At 64.5% G+C, this 19,293-nt stretch carries 12 protein-coding genes; 3 read left to right on the top strand and 9 right to left on the bottom strand.

Annotated features, from left to right (window positions below; genetic code table 11):
* Window positions 1–68: 68 nt before the first annotated feature.
* The 5 genes from NRG23_RS11415 to speB form a co-directional block, all read right to left on the bottom strand.
* A complete protein-coding gene (locus tag NRG23_RS11415) occupies window positions 69–794 on the bottom strand; it encodes an MBL fold metallo-hydrolase (protein ID WP_009047629.1) in 726 nt (241 codons plus the stop codon).
* A gap of 84 nt (window positions 795–878) precedes the next feature.
* The gene (locus NRG23_RS11410) at window positions 879–2,258 is read right to left on the bottom strand and encodes a sodium:solute symporter (protein WP_016702295.1); all 1,380 of its coding nucleotides are present in this window, start codon (window positions 2,256–2,258) and stop codon (window positions 879–881) included.
* 140 nt (window positions 2,259–2,398) lie between these two features.
* A complete protein-coding gene (locus tag NRG23_RS11405) occupies window positions 2,399–3,910 on the bottom strand; it encodes a cytosine permease (protein ID WP_257374630.1) in 1,512 nt (503 codons plus the stop codon).
* Between the two features lie 54 nt (window positions 3,911–3,964).
* Entirely contained in the window at window positions 3,965–4,387 is a 423-nt protein-coding gene (locus NRG23_RS11400; protein WP_009047633.1) for a nuclear transport factor 2 family protein, read from the bottom strand.
* Window positions 4,388–4,396: 9 nt separating this feature from the next.
* Window positions 4,397–5,347, bottom strand: a complete 951-nt coding sequence (speB, locus tag NRG23_RS11395; protein WP_007920678.1) for an agmatinase — start codon at window positions 5,345–5,347, stop codon at window positions 4,397–4,399.
* A gap of 383 nt (window positions 5,348–5,730) precedes the next feature.
* Here speB and NRG23_RS11390 point away from each other — a divergent pair, with 383 nt between their 5' ends.
* Window positions 5,731–6,624: a LysR family transcriptional regulator gene (locus NRG23_RS11390; protein ID WP_009047635.1), complete on the top strand. Its 894-nt coding sequence runs from the start codon at window positions 5,731–5,733 to the stop codon at window positions 6,622–6,624.
* Between the two features lie 10 nt (window positions 6,625–6,634).
* Window positions 6,635–7,252 carry a tRNA-uridine aminocarboxypropyltransferase gene (locus tag NRG23_RS11385; RefSeq protein ID WP_028681960.1) on the top strand — a complete coding sequence of 206 codons (618 nt, stop codon included), beginning with the start codon at window positions 6,635–6,637 and terminating at the stop codon, window positions 7,250–7,252.
* A gap of 130 nt (window positions 7,253–7,382) precedes the next feature.
* On the opposite strand, the gene NRG23_RS11380 is transcribed toward NRG23_RS11385, so the two are convergent.
* The 4 genes from NRG23_RS11380 to NRG23_RS11365 are packed head-to-tail and all read right to left on the bottom strand — an operon-like array spanning window position 7,383 to window position 12,603.
* Entirely contained in the window at window positions 7,383–8,738 is a 1,356-nt protein-coding gene (locus NRG23_RS11380; RefSeq protein ID WP_016702292.1) for an HlyD family type I secretion periplasmic adaptor subunit, read from the bottom strand.
* Window positions 8,739–8,748: 10 nt separating this feature from the next.
* The gene (locus NRG23_RS11375) at window positions 8,749–10,908 is read right to left on the bottom strand and encodes a type I secretion system permease/ATPase (RefSeq protein ID WP_039967835.1); all 2,160 of its coding nucleotides are present in this window, start codon (window positions 10,906–10,908) and stop codon (window positions 8,749–8,751) included.
* Window positions 10,909–10,927: 19 nt separating this feature from the next.
* Complete coding sequence (locus NRG23_RS11370; RefSeq protein WP_009047639.1) at window positions 10,928–12,286, bottom strand: TolC family outer membrane protein; 1,359 nt, start codon at window positions 12,284–12,286, stop codon at window positions 10,928–10,930.
* Between the two features lie 59 nt (window positions 12,287–12,345).
* Entirely contained in the window at window positions 12,346–12,603 is a 258-nt protein-coding gene (locus NRG23_RS11365; RefSeq protein WP_135006320.1) for a hypothetical protein, read from the bottom strand.
* Between the two features lie 272 nt (window positions 12,604–12,875).
* Between NRG23_RS11365 and NRG23_RS11360 the strand changes: the two genes are divergently transcribed.
* Window positions 12,876–19,250, top strand: coding sequence for a retention module-containing protein (locus tag NRG23_RS11360; RefSeq protein ID WP_257374629.1), 6,375 nt, complete (start codon window positions 12,876–12,878; stop codon window positions 19,248–19,250).
* Window positions 19,251–19,293: the final 43 nt, after the last annotated feature.

Genomic DNA, 19,293 nt, shown 5'->3' with positions numbered 1-19,293 from the left:
GCTCTTTTCGCCAGGGGCCTGCGCAGGGGCTTTGAAGCGGGCGGGATTGTGTGCAGTACAGCACAGCTTCAGGGGTGCCGACGGATCCAATCCTCGATCATCGTGCGCAGCTGCGCTCCCGAAAAACTGCCGAAATGGCCGCCGTGCACAGTACGCACCGGCAGCTGGTACAGGCGTTCCAGGCTGGTGGCGTAGTCCTCCAGGTTGGAGTGATAGGCGTCTTCGACCAGCGGACCGTCGTAGATGATGTCGCCGCTGAACAGGGTGCCGCTGGCCGCTTCCCAGAGGCTGATCCCCCCGGGGGAGTGACCGGGCGTATGCAGCACCTGGAGGCTACGGTTGCCCAGGTCGAGCACGTCGCCTTCCTCGATCAGGCGCGTTGCCGGGGCGGCCTTGACCCGATATTCGGCGTAGCACAACGGGCAATCCGGGTGGGCCTCGAACATTGCGTCGCCAACGTAGGCGGCAGACAGGGTATTGGCGCCGTCGGGCGCGGCGAGGATCTGCGCCTCGGCCGGGTGCACCAGGCGTTCGGGGAATTCGTGATGTCCGGCGATATGGTCGAAATGGCAATGGCTGGCCACCGCCAGCAAGGGCCGTTCGGTGAGCCAGGGCAACTGCTCGCGCAGGCTGACCAGGCCGGAGCCGCTGTCCAGCAGCAAGTCCCTGTCGCGGCCCTGGATATGCCACAGGTTGCAGCGATAGAACGGCCGGATATAGGGCTCGTGGATCAGTCGAATCCCGTCGCTCAGGCTTCTGACTTCGAACCAGCGGTCGCGGCTGACAATCTTCATCGACTTTCCTCCAGGCGAAAAAAAACGGGTGCAGCCACCGACGCTGCACCCGCCGAAGAAAAATGTACGGCGTCTGACCTGAGGTTAGATCGCGTTGGCCAGGGTTGCCGGACGACGAGACAGCAGGCTCACCACCACGAAGCTGATCAGGCCGACAGCCAGGCTGTAGTAGATCGGGGTGTTGGCATCCAGGCCGTCCTTGAACATGAACGCCAGGGCGGTGAGGAAGCCCAGGCCCATGCTGGCGATGGCACCGGCGGTGGTCGCGCGTTTCCAGAATATGGCGCCGATCAGCGGGATCAGCATGCCGCCCACCAGCAGGTTGTAGGCCAGGGTCAGGGCGCTGATCACGTCGTTGACCACCAGGGCGATGCCCAGTACCAGGATGCCGGTCAGCAGGGTGAACAGGCGGTTGATGCCCAGGCTCGACTGCTTGCCGCCACGCAGCTTGGGCAGCAGGTCTTCGGTCAGGGTGGTGGAGGCGGCCAGCAGGCCGGCGCTGGCGGTGGACATCATGGCGGCCAGGGCCGCGGCGATCACCAGGCCACGGATGCCGTCCGGCAGCGAGGCTTTGACGATGGCGGCGAAGGCGTTGTTGACGTTGTCCAGGTCCGGCAGCAAGACGTGCGCGGCCATGCCGATCAGGGCGCAGGCCAGGCCGTAGAGGATGCAGTAGAAGCCAGCGACGGTGCCGGCGTATTGCGCGACTTTTTCGGTCTTGGCGGTGAACACCCGTTGCCAGATGTCCTGGCCGATCAGGATGCCGAAGAAGTAGATCATGAAGTAGGTGACGATGGTGTCCCAGCCGATGGTGGTGAAGCTGAAGCTGGCTGCTGGCAGCTTGGCCACCAGCTCATCCCAGCCACCGACGCGGTACAGGCAGATCGGCAGCAGGATGAACATCAGGCCGACGGTCTTGATCACGAACTGGACGATGTCGGTCAGGGTCAGCGACCACATGCCGCCGATCGCCGAATAGATCACCACCACGCCGCCGCCCAGCAGCACCGAGATCCAGAACGGCAGGCCGAACAGCACTTGCAGCACGGTGCCGATGGCGAGGATCGAGGTCACGCCGATCATCAGCGCGTAGGCCAGCATGATCACCGCGCTGGCCTGGCGGGCCATCGGGTTGTAGCGTTTTTCCAGGACCTGGGTAACGGTGAAGATCCGCAGCTTGAGCAGGGGTTTGGCCAGCAGCAGGTTGAGGGCGATGATGCCCAGGCCCAGCGCCGCGCACAGCCAGAAACCGGAGATACCGTGGACATAGCCCAGGCGCACGGTGCCGACGGTGGAGGCCCCGCCCAGCACGGTGGCGGCCATGGTGCCCATGTACAGGGTCGGGCCCAGGTTGCGGCCGGCTACCAGGTAATCCTCGTGGGTCTTGGCCTTGCGCATGCCGTAATAGCCGAGCACCAGCATGCCGGCGGCATAGATGAGTACGACGAGTAGATCTAAAGCCATGATGGCGTGTCTCCGATTGTCTTTCTTATAGTGGCTTGCTGTAGAAGCGAGGCTTGCCGCAATCAAGGCGACGCGGTCTGGCGGACCCGTCGTGTGAGGCGTGATTGCCGGCGAGCCTGCCGCTACAGGTCATGCTTGAGTCAGGCGGCTTGGCGCATGACCGGTTTACCGAGCGAATCCGTGCTCTTGCTGCGTGGATCGTTGGGGCCGTAGACCGCGGGCGGTTCCGGGAACAGGTTGAGCAGGGCCAGGTACACCAGCGAGGCCAGGCCCAGGGTCACCGGCAGGCTGATGTCGATGCCATCGGCCAGGTTGCCCAGCGGACCGACGAACTGCCCGGGCAGGTTGACGAAGCACAGGCCAACCAGCGCGCTGGGGATCCAGGCCCCCAGGCCACGCCAGTTCCAGCCATGCTGGAACCAGTAGCGGCCACCTCGCTCGCCACGGGTGAAGACTTGCAGGTCGTCGGGGCAGTAGAAGCCGCGACGCACCAGCAGGCCGATCAGCATGATCACCATCCACGGGGTGGTGCAGGTGATGATCAGCACGGCGAAGGTCGACACGCTCTGCACCAGGTTGGCGGCGAAGCGCCCGATGAAGATGAAGGCGATCGACAGCACGCCGATCAGCAGGGTCGCCTTGACCCGCGACAGCACCCGCGGAAACACGCTGGACATGTCCAGGCCGGTGCCATACAGCGAGGTGGTGCCGGTGGACATGCCGCCGATCACCGCGATCAGGCACACCGGCAGGAAGAACCAGCTCGGCGAGACCGCCAGCAGGCCGCCGACGTAGTTGTTGGCGGCGATGTAGTCGGGTGCCTTGATCGCCACGATGGTGGCGGTGGCCAGGCCGAACAGGAAGGGAATCAGGGTGGCGATCTGCGCGGCGATCACCGCCAGCATGATCCGGCCCTTCGGCGTTTCGCGGGGGATGTAGCGCGACCAGTCGCCGAGGAACGCGCCGAAGGAAATCGGGTTGCTCATGGCCACCAGCGCGGCGCCGATAAAGGCCGCCCAGAAACCCGCCTGGCCGAGGGCCACGGTCCCGGCGAACTGGCTGTCGAAGGCCGGCGCGAAGGCGAAGATCCCCAGCAGGAACAGCAAGCTCGCGGCCCATACGGCAATGCGGTTGACCCACAGCATGAAGCGGAAGCCGTAGATGCACACCGTCAGTACCAGGATCGCGAACAGGCCGTAGGCCAGGCCCAGGGTCAGGTCGGTTTCCGGCAGCTCGATCAGGCGCTTGGCGCCGCCCACCAGGGCGTCCCCCGAACTCCACACGGAGAGCGAGAAGAAGGCGATGGCGGTAAGCAACGACAGGAACGAGCCGATGATCCGCCCGTGCACGCCGAAGTGCGCACCGGAAGAGACCGCGTTGTTGGTGCCGTTGATCGGCCCGAACAGGCCCATGGGCGCGAGGATCAATGCCCCCAGGATCACGCCCAGCACGATCGCCCAGACACCCGCCTGGAACGACAGGCCGAACAGCACCGGGAAACTGCCGAGCACGGCGGTGGCAAAGGTATTGGCGCCGCCGAAGATCAGGCGAAACAGGTCGCTGGGCCGGGCGTCGCGTTCATGGTCGGGAATCTGTTCGACCCCGTTTGTTTCGATGCTGCTAAGGCTTTTTTCTTTGTTGTTGTTATTCATGATCTGCTCCGATCACAAAGGCGCGCTCATCGTGTGTGAGCGTCACCTTTCTGGCTAAGGGGGTGGCAGCCCTTCCGGCATTGCGGACAAATGTTCGTGGCAGGCCAGCCATAGGCCTTGTTGTTGTGTGCCGGACCCTTGTCTGCAAAAAACAATGGTCTCGCGCTCCTGGCTGAAGTGTTGCTCCCCTTGCATGCGCAGCTCGGTGGCGACGTCATGAATGAATACCGCGGTGTCCCCCAGCAGGCTGACAAACGCGTTGCTCGAAGTGCAGGACAGCACCTCGAAGCCATCCTCGCGGCGCCAGCTGTCCCACAGCGCCTGGTAGGCGTCGCGGGACAGCAGGGGCTGGGCGAGGGTGTAGAAGACGAAGCTGGCGTCAACGCTGAACGCACCGAAGTAGGCTTCGCGATCGTTACGGGCGAAGGCCGCCACCAGCTCGGCGGCGGCTTTGAGAACCTGCTCGCGCTCGTTCATGGCCGGGCCTCAGCGACGCGCCACGCCCGGCAGTACGCAGAGCATTTCATACAGCAGGTTGGCGCCCAGCAGCGAGGTGTTGCCGGTGGTGTCGTACGGCGGCGAGACTTCTACCAGGTCGCAGCCGACCAGGTCGAGGCCCTGGCAGCCACGGACGATCTCGATCGCCTGGATGGTGGTCAGGCCGCCGATTTCCGGGGTGCCGGTGCCAGGCGCCCAGGCCGGGTCGATGCCGTCGATGTCGAAGCTCAGGTACACCGGGCCGTCACCGACTTTTGCCCGCACTTCGGCCATCAGCGGGTCCAGCGACTTGTGCCAGCACTCTTCGGCCTGCACCACGCGGAAACCCTGCTTGCGGCTCCAGTTGAAGTCTTCGGCGGTGTAGCCCTGGGCGCGCAGGCCGATCTGTACCACGCGGTCGCAGTCCAGCAGGCCTTCTTCGACGGCGCGGCGGAAGGTGGTGCCGTGGGCGATTTTCTCGCCGAACATGTGGTCGTTGACATCGGCGTGGGCGTCGATGTGCACCAGGCCGACCTTGCCGTGTTTCTTGTGGATGGCACGCAGGATCGGCAGGGTGATGGTGTGGTCGCCGCCCAGGGTCAGCGGGATCACGTTGTGCTCGAGGATACCGTCGTAGGCTTCTTCGATGATGCGCACGGCGTCCAGCAGGTTGAAGGTGTTGATCGCCACGTCGCCGATGTCGGCCACGTTCAGCGAGTCGAAGGGCGCGGCGCCGGTGGCCATGTTGTACGGACGGATCATCACCGATTCGGCGCGGATCTCACGAGGCCCGAAGCGGGTGCCGGCGCGCAGCGAGGTGCCGATGTCCAGCGGGACGCCGACGAAGGCGGCATCCAGGCCGGCCGGGGTCGGCACATGGGGAAGACGCATCATGGTGGCGATGCCGCCGAAGCGCGGCATTTCGTTGCCGCCCAGTGGTTGGTGGAGAATCTTGTCCACGGGATTGGCCTCATCGTTGTTTTATTTATGGGGTTTTCAGCGCAGCAATGAGTGCCGGCGAAACCGAGTGGGGCCGATTCTGCGAAATGTAGTGGGCGGGAAGAATCGCTACGGGCAAATACTTAGTTCAGATTTTTCTAAACTAAGGGCGGCGCTAGAGGATAGACTTCCCGCTGTCGAGGGTGGGTGGCGTCAGGGCTGATGCAATCGCGGGCAAGCCTCGCTCCTACAGAAACGCACGGTCCTGTAGGAGCGAGGCTTGCCCGCGATTGGCTGCATGGCAGCCATAATCAAGATCGCCAGATTCTCTATGGAGGAACGCCGATGGGGCAGGATGACCCTGACACTCGATCCCCGTTGTCGATTTTCCTTGTGGAGCTCCCATGGCCAACGCTTTACCTGATCTGAAACTATTGCGCATCTTCGTCAGCGTGGTGCGGCATCAGGGATTCGCCAATGCCCAGCACGAACTGAACCTCTCCACATCGGCCATCAGCACCTACATGAGCCAGCTCGAATCGGCCCTGGGGCTGGTCCTGTGCCACCGTGGCCGCGGCGGTTTCAGCCTGACCAGCAAGGGCGAGCTGTTCCACCAGGAAACCCTGCGCCTGCTGGGCGAGCTGGAGGGCTTCGAGCAGTACGCCGCGGCGCTCAAGGGCGAACTGCGCGGCACCCTCAACCTGGGGGTGATCGACTCGACGGTGAGCGACAAGGCCCTGCCGTTCGCCGAAGCCATCGGCGCCTACAGCCAGGAACACCCGGCGGTGCACTTGCATCTGTCGGTGCTCAGCCCCTACGAATTGCAGCTCGGCGTGCAGGACAACCGCCTGGACCTGGCCATCGGCGCGTTCTCCACGCGCATGAGCGGGCTGGTGTACATGCCGCTGTACCGCGAGCAGCACTGGCTGTATTGCAGCAGCCGGCACCCGCTGTTCAACGAACGGCGCATTCCCGAGCAGGTGATCACCCAGCAGCGCATGGTCGGCCGTGGCTACTGGAGCCAGGCCGAACTGGCGCGCCATGGCTTCAAGCACAGCGCGGCGACGGTGGAGAGCATGGAGGCGCAGCTGATCCTGGTGCTGTCCGGCGCCTATATCGGCTACCTGCCGGAGCATTACGCCCAGGCCTGGGCCGACAAGGGCGACTTGCGCGTGCTGCTGCCGGCCACCTTCGGCTATCAGGCGCCGTTTTCGATGATCGTGCGCCGCGGGCGTAGCCGTGAGCCGCTGATCCAGACGTTCCGCGACCTGCTCAAGGCGCAGCTCAACCAGGTCTGAGGAGGCCGATGTGTCCAGAACCCAATGCCCGCGTTGCCTGCGTCCGAAAACCCATTGCCTGTGCCCGCTGATTCCACGGCTGGACAGTCGCACCCGGATCCTGCTGTTGCAGCATCCCAGCGAAGTGAACCACGCGCTGAATACTGCGCGCTTGGCGGCGCTGGGGCTGAACAATGCAGAGTTGATCGTGGGGGAGGTGTTTGACGACCTGCCGAAGCTGTTGAACTGCCCCGGGTATCAGGCGCGCCTGCTGTTCCCGGCGGAAGACGCGCAGCCGTTGCAGGCCTATTCCAGCACGCCGGACGCGCAGCCCTTGCTGCTGGTGGTACCCGACGGCACCTGGCGCAAGGCGCGCAAGTTGCTGCACCTCAATCCGCTGCTGGCCGCGTTGCCGCGAGTGACCCTGGCCGCAGGCGCGGTGTCTCGTTACCGGCTGCGCAAGGCGCCGGGACCGGGGGCCTTGTCGACCATCGAAGCCATCGTCCAGGCCCTGCAGACCCTGGAGGCGCCAACCTTGTTCGAGCCCTTGCTGAAACCTTTCGAGGCCTTGATCGACGGGCAGATTGCGGCGATGGGGGAGGACACCTATCAGCGTAACCACCTGCGGGCGCAAGACGACTCCCTGTAGCCGCTGCCGCAGGCTGCGATGGGCTGCGCAGCGGCCCCAAAACGCCCATGCCTCATACCATCTGAAAGACCGAGGCGCCTGATTGACGCCCGCTTCGCGGTCGGTCGCAGCCTGCGGCAACGGCTACAGGTTAACGCTCGCGCATCGCCTCGGTCCGCGCCTTGAGCACCGGCTTGAGCAGGTAGTCGAGCACGCTTTTCTCGCCGGTGATGATGTCCACCGTGGCGACCATCCCGGGGATGATCAGCAGCGGCTTGAGGTCGCCGCCCAGGTGGTTCTTGTCGGTGCGCACCTGGATCAGGTAGAAGCTGTTGCCCTTGTCGTCGGTGATGGTGTCGGCGCCGATCAGTTCCAGCTTGGCGCTCAGGCCGCCGTAGATGGTGTAGTCGTAGGCGCTGAACTTGACCATGGCTTTCTGCCCGGGATGGAGGAAGGCCACGTCCTGCGGCCGTACCTTGGCCTCGATCAGCAGGTTGTCCTCCAGCGGCACGATTTCCAGCATGTCGCTGCCCGGCTGGACCACGCCGCCGATGGTGTTGACCTTGAGCTGCTTGATCACCCCGTGCACCGGCGAGGTCACGGTGGTGCGGGTCACCCGGTCGTCGATGGCGATGCTCGAGGCGGTGATTTTCGACAGGTCGGTGCGTTTCTCGTTGAGCTCCTTGGCGGCGTCGGAGCGGAAGCCTTGTTCGGACTCGTCGATCTTGCTCCGGATTTCGTTGATCGCCGATTCCGCCCGGGGAATGGCCAGTGTCGTGGCATTCAGCGAGCCGCGGATCTCCACGGCGCTGCGCTTGAGACGCAGGATCTCCACCGGTGACACCGCGCCGGTACTTACCAGTGGCGCCGACATGTTCATCTCCTGGTTGAGCAGGGCCAGGCTGGAACTGAATTGCCCCTGTTTCGAGCGGAACTCCGCCAGCTCCTGGGTCTTTTGCCGCAGCTGTTCGCTCAAGGTCCGCTGTTCGCTGGCCAGGCGACGCTGGCGCTGTTCGTACAGCGAGCGTTCGTCCTCCGCCACCTGCGGCGCCTTGGCCACCACCTCGTCGGATGGCTTGAACGGCCGGCCCTCGGCTTCGGCGGACAGGCGTTCGACCTGGGCCATCAAGGCATAGCGGTCGGCCTCGCTTTCGCCCTTGTTCGACAAAAAGCGCGTGTCGTCCAGGCGCAGCAGGGTGTCGCCCTTGTTCACCATCTGCCCTTCGCGCACGAAGATCTCGGTGACGATGCCGCCCTCCAGGTTCTGCACCACCTGCACCTTGCTCGACGGAATGGCCTTGCCTTCGCCGGTGGTCACCTCCTGCAGCACCGCGAACTTGGCCCAGAGCAGGGCACTGATGAGCAGCCCGGTGGTCAGCCAGACGACAATGCGCGAGCCGCGGGGCGAGTCCTGCAGCGAGGCACCGGCGGTTTCGGGCATGAACTCGCTTTCCGCGCTTTTGCGCAGGCTGGCGAAGTAGCCGCGTGATTGCGATGAGGCAGGCATGGGGCGACTCCTAGACCGCCGCAGAGCCGACACGGCCCTTGCGCAGTGCATCGATGACCGCTTCTTTCGGCCCGTCGGCGACGATCCGCCCGTTGTCCAGGACCACCAGCCGGTCCACCAGGCTGAGCATCGAGGTGCGGTGGGTCACCAGCAGCAGGGTCTTGCCCTGTACCCAGGCGTGCAGGCGCTGGCGCAGGGCGTCTTCGCTGCTGTTGTCCATGGCGCTGGTGGGTTCGTCCAAGAGCATGATCGGCGGGTCCAGCAGCAGCGCTCGGGCCAGCAGCACCGCCTGGCGCTGGCCGCCGGACAGCAGTTGGCCGCGCTCGCCCACCGGCCGGTCGAAGCCCTGGGGATGCTGGCGGGCCAGTTCGGTGACTCCGGTCAGCTCGGCGACCTCGAGCATGCGTGCATCGCTGATATAGCGGGCGCCGAGGGTCAGGTTGTCGCGCAGGCTGCCGGCCAGCAGCGGCAGGTCATGGGCGACATAGCCGATCTGCTGGCGCAGGTCGGCCACGTCCAGTTGGCGCAGGTCGAGGCCGTCCAGCAGCAACTGGCCTTCCTCGGGGGCATAGAAACCCATGACCAGGCGCCCCAGGGTGCTCTTGCCGGAGCCGCTGCGGCCGATGATGCCGATGCGTTCGCCGGGCTGCATGCTGAAGCTGATATTGCTCAGGGCCGCGGCATTCTGCCCCTGATAACGGAAGGTCACCTGATTGAGCGCCAGCGCGCCTTGCAGTTGCGTGCGTTCCAGCGGGCGCTGGCGGGCATCGCGCTCCTGGGGCAGGGCCATCAGGGCGTCGGTGCTGCGCATGGTCAGTTGCGCCTGCTGGTAGCGGGTGATCAGCCCGGCGATCTGCCCCAGCGGCGCCAGGACCCGGCTGCCGAGCATGTAGGTGGCCACCAGCGCGCCGACGCTGAGGTTGCCGGCGATGATGCTGTAGACCCCGGCGACTATGGTCGCCATGCCGCAGAACTGCTGGATGAACAGGGTGCCGTTGGTGGCCAGGGCCGAGAGATTGCGCGCGTGGCTGTCGAGGCGGGTGAGGGCGCCGTGGGTGCTTTCCCAGCGGTGCTGGCGTTCGCTTTCGGCGCTGCAGGCCTTGAGGGTTTCCAGGCCGCCGAGGGTCTCGATCAGCAGCGCCTGGCGTTCGGCGCCCAGGCTCAGGCTCTTTTGCACGGTGTCGCGCAGGCGGGCCTGGATCAGCATGGCGAAGACGATGGTCAGGGGAAACGCCAGCAGCGGAATCACCACCAGCCAGCCGCCGAGCAGGCCGATCACCAGCAGCATCAGGACGGCGAAGGGCAGGTCGATCAGGCTGGTCAGGGTCACGGCGGTGAGAAACTCGCGCAGGCCCTGGAAGTCATGGATGCTCTGGGCGAAGCCGCCGATGGTCGCCGGCTTGGCTTTCATCGCCATGCCGGTGATGCGCTCGAACAGGGTGGCGGAGAGGATCACGTCGGTGCGCTTGCCGGCGCTGTCCAGCAGATGGGCGCGCACCACCCGCAGCACCAGCTCGAAGCCAGTGCCGATCAACAGACCAATAGCCAGCACCCAGAGGGTCGAGGTGGCCTGGTTGGGCACCACGCGGTCGTAGGTCTGCATGACGAACAGCGGCACCATCAGCCCCAGCAGGTTGATCAACAGGCTGGCGAGGATCGCGTCGCTGTACAGCCAGCGCGAGAGTTTCAGGGTGTCGCGGAACCAGGCTTCGACCCGCGGCACCAGGGAATTGCGCAGTTCTTCCAGTTCATGGCGTGGCCGGGCGAACAGCGCCTGGCCACTGTAGTCGTCATTCAGCTCCGCCTGGCTGACCCACTGTTCGCCGCCCTCGGCTTCGCTGGGCAGGATCAGCGCCTGGCCGTCATCGCCCCAGCGGCGCAGGACCGCGCAGCGGCCATGCTTGAGGATCAGCAGCACCGGCAGGTTGAGCTTGGAAATCGCCGACAGCTCGCGGCGCAGCAGGCGCGCCTGCAGGCTGGCGCGGGCCGCGGCGCGGGGCAGCAGGTCCAGGCTCAGGCGTTGCTGGGCCAGGGGCAGCCCCGCGCTGAGGCTGGCACGGCTGACGGTGCAGTCATGCAGTTTGCAGAGGATCAGCAATCCGTCCAACAACGGGTCATCAAAGCTCAGGCGCGGATCGACGCCTGAGCTCCCGGGTTCCATGCTGGTCACATTGAAGTCCTCCGAGGACTTAACGCATCTCCGGCAGACGGGCGTCGCTCTTCACTTCGGTCTGGGCGATCGCTTCGGCTGGCACCACGACTTTTTCCTTGTTCAACAGCTCGCCCATGTTCGCCAGCACGCGATACATCGAGAACTCCTCGGTGTAGCGCACTTCGGTGTAGCGGCGGTTGGCGTTGTACAGCTCGTTTTCGCTGTCCAGCAGGTCGAGCAGGGTGCGCTGGCCGAGACCGAACTGGTCCTGGTAGGCGGCCCGTACGCGGGTGGTGGTTTCAGCGTATTCGCGAGCGGTGGGGGTCTGCTTCTTGGCGTTGAGCATGGCGTTCCAGGCCAGGGTGATGTTCTCGTTGAGCATGCGCAGCGCGTTGTTGCGGATGTCCATGGCCTGGTTGATCTTGTGCGCGTCCGATTGCAGGCGGGCCTTGTCGCTGCCGCCGCGGAACAGGTTGTAGTTCATCACCACGCCCACCCGCCATTCATTGTCGTGGCCCTTGTCGCCCTGCACGTTGTCGTTGGCGCCCACCGCGGCCTCGGCATCGAAGCGTGGGTAGAACGGCGACTTGGCGACCTCGTACTGGCTTTCGGCCGCGTGCACGTCGGCCTGGGCCGATTTCAGGTAGGGGTTGTTCTCCAGCATGCTCTGCCGGGCGTCCGGCAGGCTGGCGGGGATCTCGCCGCGCACCGAAGGCAGGCTTTCCAGTTCGTCGGGCATACGGCCCACGGCGCTGAAGAAGTTGGCCTCGGCATCGGCCAGGTCGACCTGCGCGGTGTCGTAGTTGTTTTCCGCCAGGGCGCGACGGGCCTTGGACTGGTCGAGGTCGGCGGTGCTGCCGACACCGCGTTCGCTGCGCAGGCTGATCTGGTCGTTGACCCGCAGGTGCGCCTGCAGGTTGTTCTTGGCCAGGGTCACCAGTTCGCGGCGCTTGAGCACTTCCAGGTACACCTCGATGGTGCGCAGGGCCAGGCTCTCGGCGGTACCGCGGGTGTAGTAGGCCCGCGAGTTGGAGACCGACTGGGTGCGCCCGACCTCGTTGGCGGTATTGAAGCCGTCGAAGAGCATTTGCCGCAGGCGCAACTCCGACTGGGTATAGGTCAGCGTCTCGGTGTGATGGTTGCCCAACGCGCGCGTGGTGGTGTTGTCGCTGTAGCCACGGCCATAGGCAGCATTCAGGTCCAGCGATGGATAGAAGCCCCCTTTGGCGACCTTGACGTCCTCATCAGCCGACAGACGGTTGTTCTGGCTCGCGCGCAGTTCCGGGTGGTTGTCCAGCGTGCTTTGAATCGCCTCCGTCAGAGACATGGCTTGGGCCTGATGAATACAGGCCATGGCTAATAAAATCGCGCTACTGAGGGGGGTAAAAACGCGCATGAGGTACATCTCCCTGGTCCATGTATGGTGCTTTGCAGTCGCCAAAAAAATGACGAAATTTATAGGTCAAACCGTTTCAGGCTTGTAACAACAGAGCTAAGAACATCCTGAGCGGAAGCTAAGAAGAATTTTTCATAAGCCTTATGCTGAAAAAAACTTATGCACTCTGTGAAATCCAGCACATTGTTCAGTTCGAAAGCCCCGTATTTATAGGCTCTAGGGAGCTTTTTGGGGACTTGAAAAGGTTCAACAAAATTTGCGACATAGGGCGGGAAAGGAGCGGTGAGGAGGGTGCGATACGGATTTTTGAGCGACATTTTTTTGTCACTTGTAGTGTTTTAATCCGTGTCGCGACTTTCGCGGGAGGGCTGTCCGAAGCCGGAATGCGCTTGACTGCATTCGGTTTTGCCTTCGGCAGAAACAGCAGGCCAGCGAGGGACGAGCGAGAGGGACAGGCCGGTGCGCAGGTTCGACTGAGCAGACATCAGCGAGCCTTCAGGCTGGCGTTTCCCGTCGCTGACCCGATAACGCCATAGCACTTTTCCGTGCAACCAGATGCCGATAGCGGTCGGCAGCGGAGGAAGTGCTCATGGCTAAGTTGATCGGCGTCGTCAGTAAGGTAATCGGGCAGGTAGTAGCGGTCGCGGCGGATGGCAGCCGGCGCGTCTTGGTAGAAGGCGATCGTCTGTTCGCAGGGGATCAACTGGTGACCGGTGCGCAAGGCGCGGTGGCCGTGCATTTGCAGAACGGCCAGGAACTGACCCTCGGGCGCGACAGCAGCCTGCAATTGACTCCGCAACTGTTGGCGCACCAGGCGCCCCATGTACAGACTCCGGAAGCCGTGACCCCCAGCGCGGCGCAGCTGACCGATGTCGAGCAACTGCAGAAAGCCATTGCTGCCGGTGCCGACCCGACGCAAACCGGCGAAGCCACGGCGGCCGGCCCCGGTGCCACGGGTGGCACCGCCGGCGCCCTGGGCGGCGGGCACACCTTTGTACTGCTTGAAGAAGTCGCGGGTCGGGTCGAGCCGGTCATTGGTTTCCCCACCGCGGGCTTCAACGGAATTCCCGAATTCGTGCCTGAGCGGATTGCCGCGGTACCGCCAAGCGACGACAGCGGTATCGCACCGCCACCCCCACCGAACAACCCGGTCACCCTGGGCGGCCTGTCGGTCGCCAATGGCGAGTTGACCCTCAGCGAAGCCAATCTGCCCCAAGGCTCGGCGAGCAATCCGGCGGCGCTGGTGCAGAACGGCACCTTCAGTGTTTCCGCGCCCGACGGCCTGCTCAACCTCAGTGTGGGCGGGATCGTCGTGGTCAGTGGCGGGGTGGCCGCGGGCTTTCCCCAGTCGATCACCACTGCCCTGGGGAACACCCTGACCATCACCGGTTTCGATCCTGCCACGGGTACGGTCAGCTATAGCTACACCCTGGTCGGCAACGAAATCCATTCCGCCGCCGATGGCGCCAACAACCTGAGCGAGCATTTCACCGTGCTGGCCAGCGACAGCAATGGCGATTCGGCGAACAACTCGCTGGACATCAACATTACCGACGATGTGCCCCAGGCGTTCAACGACGGCAATGGTGTCGCCTCGGAAAGCCAGCTGGTACTCACTGGCAATGTCCTGACCAATGATGTGCAGGGCGCCGACCGGGTGCCCAGCGGACCGATCATCGCCGGTACCTTCAATGGCACCTACGGCACCCTGGTGCTGGCGGCCGACGGTGCCTATACCTACACCCTGCACACTGGCGATCCGGCATTCCTCGCGCTCAAGGGCGGCGGCAGTGGCACTGAAACCTTTACCTACACCCTGACCGATGCCGATGGTGACAGCAGCACCGCCAACCTGGTGCTGCAGGTGCACAACAACGACGATCCGGTGGTGATTCGCGGCTTCAACCTCGAAGGCGCCGAGGTCACGGTCTACGAGAAGCACCTGGCGGACGGCAGCAGCCCGGATGCGGGCGCGCTGACCCAGAGCGGCACCTTCAGCATCTCGGCGCTCGACGGCCTGCAAAACCTGACGGTCGGCGGTCTCTCCCTGGTCAGCGGCGGAGTGGCTGCGGGCTTCCCTCAATCGATCACCACCGGCCTGGGCAATACCCTGACCATCACCGGCTACGACCCCGGCACTGGCGTGGTCAGCTATAGCTACACCCTGGCCGCCAATGACGCGCACCCGACCGGCAACGGTAGCAACGCGCTGGGTGAGAGTTTCACGGTGTCCGTCACGGACGTCGACGGCAGCACTATCAGTGGCCTGCTGGATATCAATGTGGTCGATGACGTGCCGACGGCGGTCGACGACAGCAATGGTGTCGCCTCGGAAATCCAGCTGACCCTGAGCGGCAATGTGCTGACCAACGATGTACAGGGCGCCGACCGGGTGTCCAGCGGGCCGATCACCGCCGGCACCTTCAACGGTACCTACGGCACCCTGGTACTGGCGGCCGACGGTACCTATACCTACACCCTGCACCCTGGTGATTCGGCGTTCCTCGCCCTTCAGGGCGGCGGTAGCGGCACCGAGACCTTTACCTACACCCTGACCGATGCCGACGGTGATACCAGCAGCGCCAACCTGGTGTTGCAGGTGCACAACAACGACGACTCGGTGGTGATTCAGGGCCTCAATGCCGAAGGCGGCGAAGTCACGGTCTACGAGAAGCACCTGGCGGACGGCAGCAGTCCGGATGCGGGGGCGCTGACCCAGAGCGGCACCTTCACCGTGACCGCGCCGGACGGCCTGCAGAGCCTGAGCGTAGGCGGAGTTAATGTGGTGACCGGCGGGGTGCCCGCGGGCTTCCCGCAATCGGTGACCACCGCCCTGGGCAATACCCTGACCATCACCGGCTACAACGCGGCTACCGGGGTGATCAGCTACAGCTACACCCTGGTGGACAACGAGGATCACCCAACCGCCAACGGCGCCAACAGCCTCAGCGAACATTTCAGTGTGCTGGCGACCGATGTCGATGGCAGCACCGCCAGCGGTTCGCTGGATGTGAACGTGGTGGATGACCTGCCAACAGCGGTCAATGACAGCAACGGCGTCGCCTCGGAAAGCCAGCTGGTGCTCAGTGGCAACGTACTGACCAACGATATACAAGGCGCCGACCGGGTACCTACTGGTCCAGTCACCGCCGGCACCTTCACCGGCACCTACGGCACCCTGGTTCTCGCAGCCGATGGCACCTACACCTATACCCTCAATGCCGAGGATGCCGACTTCAAGGCCTTGTACGGCAATGGCAACGGCACGGAGACCTTCGCCTACACCATCACCGACGCCGACGGCGACTCCAGCACCGCCAACCTGGTGCTGGACATCCATAACAACGATGACTGCGTGACCCTCTACTGCCTGGATGTCCCGGGTGGCGAGCTGACGGTCTACGAGAAGCACCTCAGCGACGGTACCAGCCCCAATGCCCCGGCCTTGACCCAGAGCGGCTTCTTCGCCGTTAGCGCGCCGGACGGCCTGCAAACCCTGACCGTGGGCGGGATCAATGTGGTGACCGGCGGAGTGGCCGCGGGCTTCCCGCAATCGATAATGACCGCCCTGGGCAACGTCCTGACCATTAACGGTTACGACGCCAGCACCGGTGTCGTCAGTTACAGCTACACCTTGCTTGACAATGAAAATCACCCGACGGGGCTGGGGGCCAACAGCATCGCCGAGCATTTCACTGTGTTCGCCAGCGATGGCGACGGCAGCAGTGCCTCCGGGGTGATCGATGTGAATATCGTCGATGACTTGCCCACCGCGAATCCTGACGTGGTGATGGCCGACGAAGGCACCACCATCAGCGGTAACGTGCTGGGTAACGACGTTGGGGGAGCCGATGGGCCGGCAGCCACGGGCGCGGTGGTCGGCGTGCGCGCCGGCAGCGATACCTCGACCTCGGCCATTGGCGGTTTGAACACCACCATCAACGGCCTGTATGGCACGCTGACCCTGGACGCCTTCGGCAACGCGACCTATCACAGCTATCCGAACTCGGTCACCGCTCCCGATTCGGAGGATGTGTTCGTCTACACCGTGCGTGACGCGGACGGCGATGAAAGCACCACCACCATCACCATCCAGATCTGCGGCAACGAGCTCAGGGCGGTCACTGACCAGGATGTCACTGTCTTCGAAAAAGCCCTGGACCTGAACAAGGATGGCCAGGACCTGGCGGCCGGCACGGTGATCGGCAGTGACCCGGGCAATACCGGCGAAACCGCCACCGGCACCCTGGTCGGCTCGGTCATCGGCGGCAGTGGGGCGATCACCTACACCCTGGTCGGCAGCGCCACTGGCACTTACGGGCAGATCCTGCTCAACCCCGACGGCACCTACCGCTACACCCTGACCTCGGCGCCAAAAACCTCGCCGATTGCCAACGACGGCCCCAACGTGCTGAGCGAAAGCTTCACCTACAAGGCCACCGACGCGGTGGGCAATACCACCACCAGCACCATCCAGATCAGCATTGTCGACGACGTGCCCCAGGCGGTCGCCAGCGAGCGTGCGGTCACCGCGCTGGAAGTCGATTCCAACCTGCTGCTGGTGATCGACGTCTCCGGCAGCATGGCCGATCCGTCCGGGGTACCGGGCCTGTCGCGCCTGGAGCTGGCCAAGCAGGCGATCAGCACCTTGCTCGACAAGTACGACGACATGGGCGATGTGAAGGTGCAGATCGTCACCTTCAGCAGCAGCGCCACGGACAAGACGCCGATCTGGGTCGATGTGGCGACGGCCAAGTCGATCATTGCCTCACTGAGCGCGGGCGGCGGCACCAACTACGATGCGGCCGTGGCCGCGGCGAAGCTGGCGTTCGGCACCAGTGGCCAGATCAGCGGCGCGCAGAACGTCGGTTATTTCTTCTCCGACGGCAAGCCCACCGATGGCCAGGAAATCGGCGCCGCTGACGAGACCGCCTGGAAAGCCTTCCTCGACGCCAACGGCATCAAGAACTATGCAATCGGCCTGGGCAGCGGTGTCAGCAACAGCAACCTCGACCCGCTGGCCTATGACGGCAGCACCCACATCGACACCAATGCCGTGGTGGTCACCGACCTGAACCAGCTCGACTCGGTGCTGGCCGGTACGGTACAGGGCACCCCGGTCACCGGCTCGCTGCTCGGCGAAGGCGGCTCGTTCGGCGCCGACGGCGGTTTCATCAAGACCCTGGTGGTCGATGGCACCACCTACACCTATGACCCCAACGGCAATAGCAACCAGGGCTCGCTGAGCTTCAGCGGTGGGGTCAACCACGGCACCTTCAACACCCTGGACAACAGCCTCAGCATCGCCACTAACAATGGCGGCACGCTGGTGGTGAAACTCGACACGGGCGACTACACCTACACCTCGCAGAAAATCACCAGCGTGGTGCTGACCGAGACGGTCGGCTTCACCGTCAGCGACAACGACGGCGACCTGGCCAGCTCGACCCTGGTGGTCAAGGTCAATCCGAACGCGGCGCCGGTGGCGGGCGACGACCACATCATCACCAACATTCTGTCGGGCACTATCGTGGTACCGGCCGATGCCTTGCTGGCCAACGACAGCGACGCCAACGGCGATCCGCTGACGGCCGCGCCGACCAGCTTCAACACCGGCTGGTTGTCCCCGGGGGCGGACTTTACCGCCGGCAGCCTGCAGACCATCGGCTTCACCGGAGGGTCCAGCCAGACCCTGACCGTCGCCCGGGCCTCGTTCAATGCCAATACGGCGGCGATGACGGCCGCGGTGGTGATCAGCGGCTTCCTGGGCAGCATCAACAACGGCAATGACAACGACGAGGATGTGATCAGCGTCAACCTGAAGCAGGGCGAGACCCTGAACCTGGATCACAACCTGACGGCGGGCCGGGTGGGCATGGAGTACGCCTTCAATGGCGGGGCCTACACCGCGATTACCGACGGTGGCTCGTTCACCGCGGGGGCGGACGGCACCTACCAGATCCATATCACCAACCTGACCAACCCCAGCGGCGGCAACGCCAACGGTTCGGAAAACTACCAACTGACCATGACCGTCAACTACGCTGGCGGCCAGGAGTCCACGCCGGATTACCACGGTACCTACACCGCCAGCGACAGCCATGGCGGCAGCGACAGCGCGGCGGTGAGCATCAGCTATCAAGGCGGCCATACCCTGACCGGCACCGCTGGCGACGATGTGCTGCTGGCCGGTAGCGGCGACAACCTGATCAATGCCGGCGACGGCAACGACGTGCTCGTCGCCGGCAGCGGCAACAACATCCTGCACGGCGACGCTGGTAACGACCTGCTGTTCAGCGGGCCGGGCAACGACCTGCTCGACGGTGGCACGGGCAACGACACTGCCAGCTACGCCCATGCCAGTGCCGGGGTCACGGTCGACCTCGCGCTGCTCGGTGCGCAGAACACCGGCGGCGCGGGCACCGATATCCTGGCCGCCATCGAAAACCTGGTGGGCTCCAACTACAACGACAGCCTGACCGGCGACAGCAACGCCAACATCATCACCGGCGGCCTGGGCAATGATGTGCTCAACGGCGGTGGCGGCGACGACCTGTTGATCGGCGGGCTGGGCAACAACACCCTGACCGGTGGCAGCGGCAGCGACACCTTCCAGTGGCAGCAGGGCAACAGCGGGCATGACCTGGTCACCGACTTTACGCCGGGCACCGACAAGCTCGACCTGTCGCAACTGCTGCAAGGCGAGAACGCCAGCAGCGCATCGCTGGATGACTACCTGCACTTCACCGTCACCGGCAGCGGCCCGTCGCTGGTCACCAGCATCGATGTCAGCGCGGCGGCGGGGGCCACGCCGAGCCAGACCATCGACCTGGCCGGGGTCAACCTGGCGGCGCATTACGGGGTGACGCCGGGCGCTGGCGGGGTGATCGCCGGTGGCGCGGATACCGCGACCATCATCAACGGCATGCTCAACGACCATTCGTTGAAGGTCGATACCGTCTGAGGCCCGACGGGCCCGGCGCCAGCCTCGCCCGAGGCTGGCGTCG

Origin of the sequence: Pseudomonas sp. T8 (genome assembly GCF_024610635.1) — a bacterium.
Taxonomy (GTDB): Bacteria; Pseudomonadota; Gammaproteobacteria; order Pseudomonadales; family Pseudomonadaceae; genus Aquipseudomonas; species Aquipseudomonas chlororaphis_I.
Note: the sequence above shows the minus strand (reverse complement) of the source record. Positions and strands in the feature narration are given on the sequence as shown.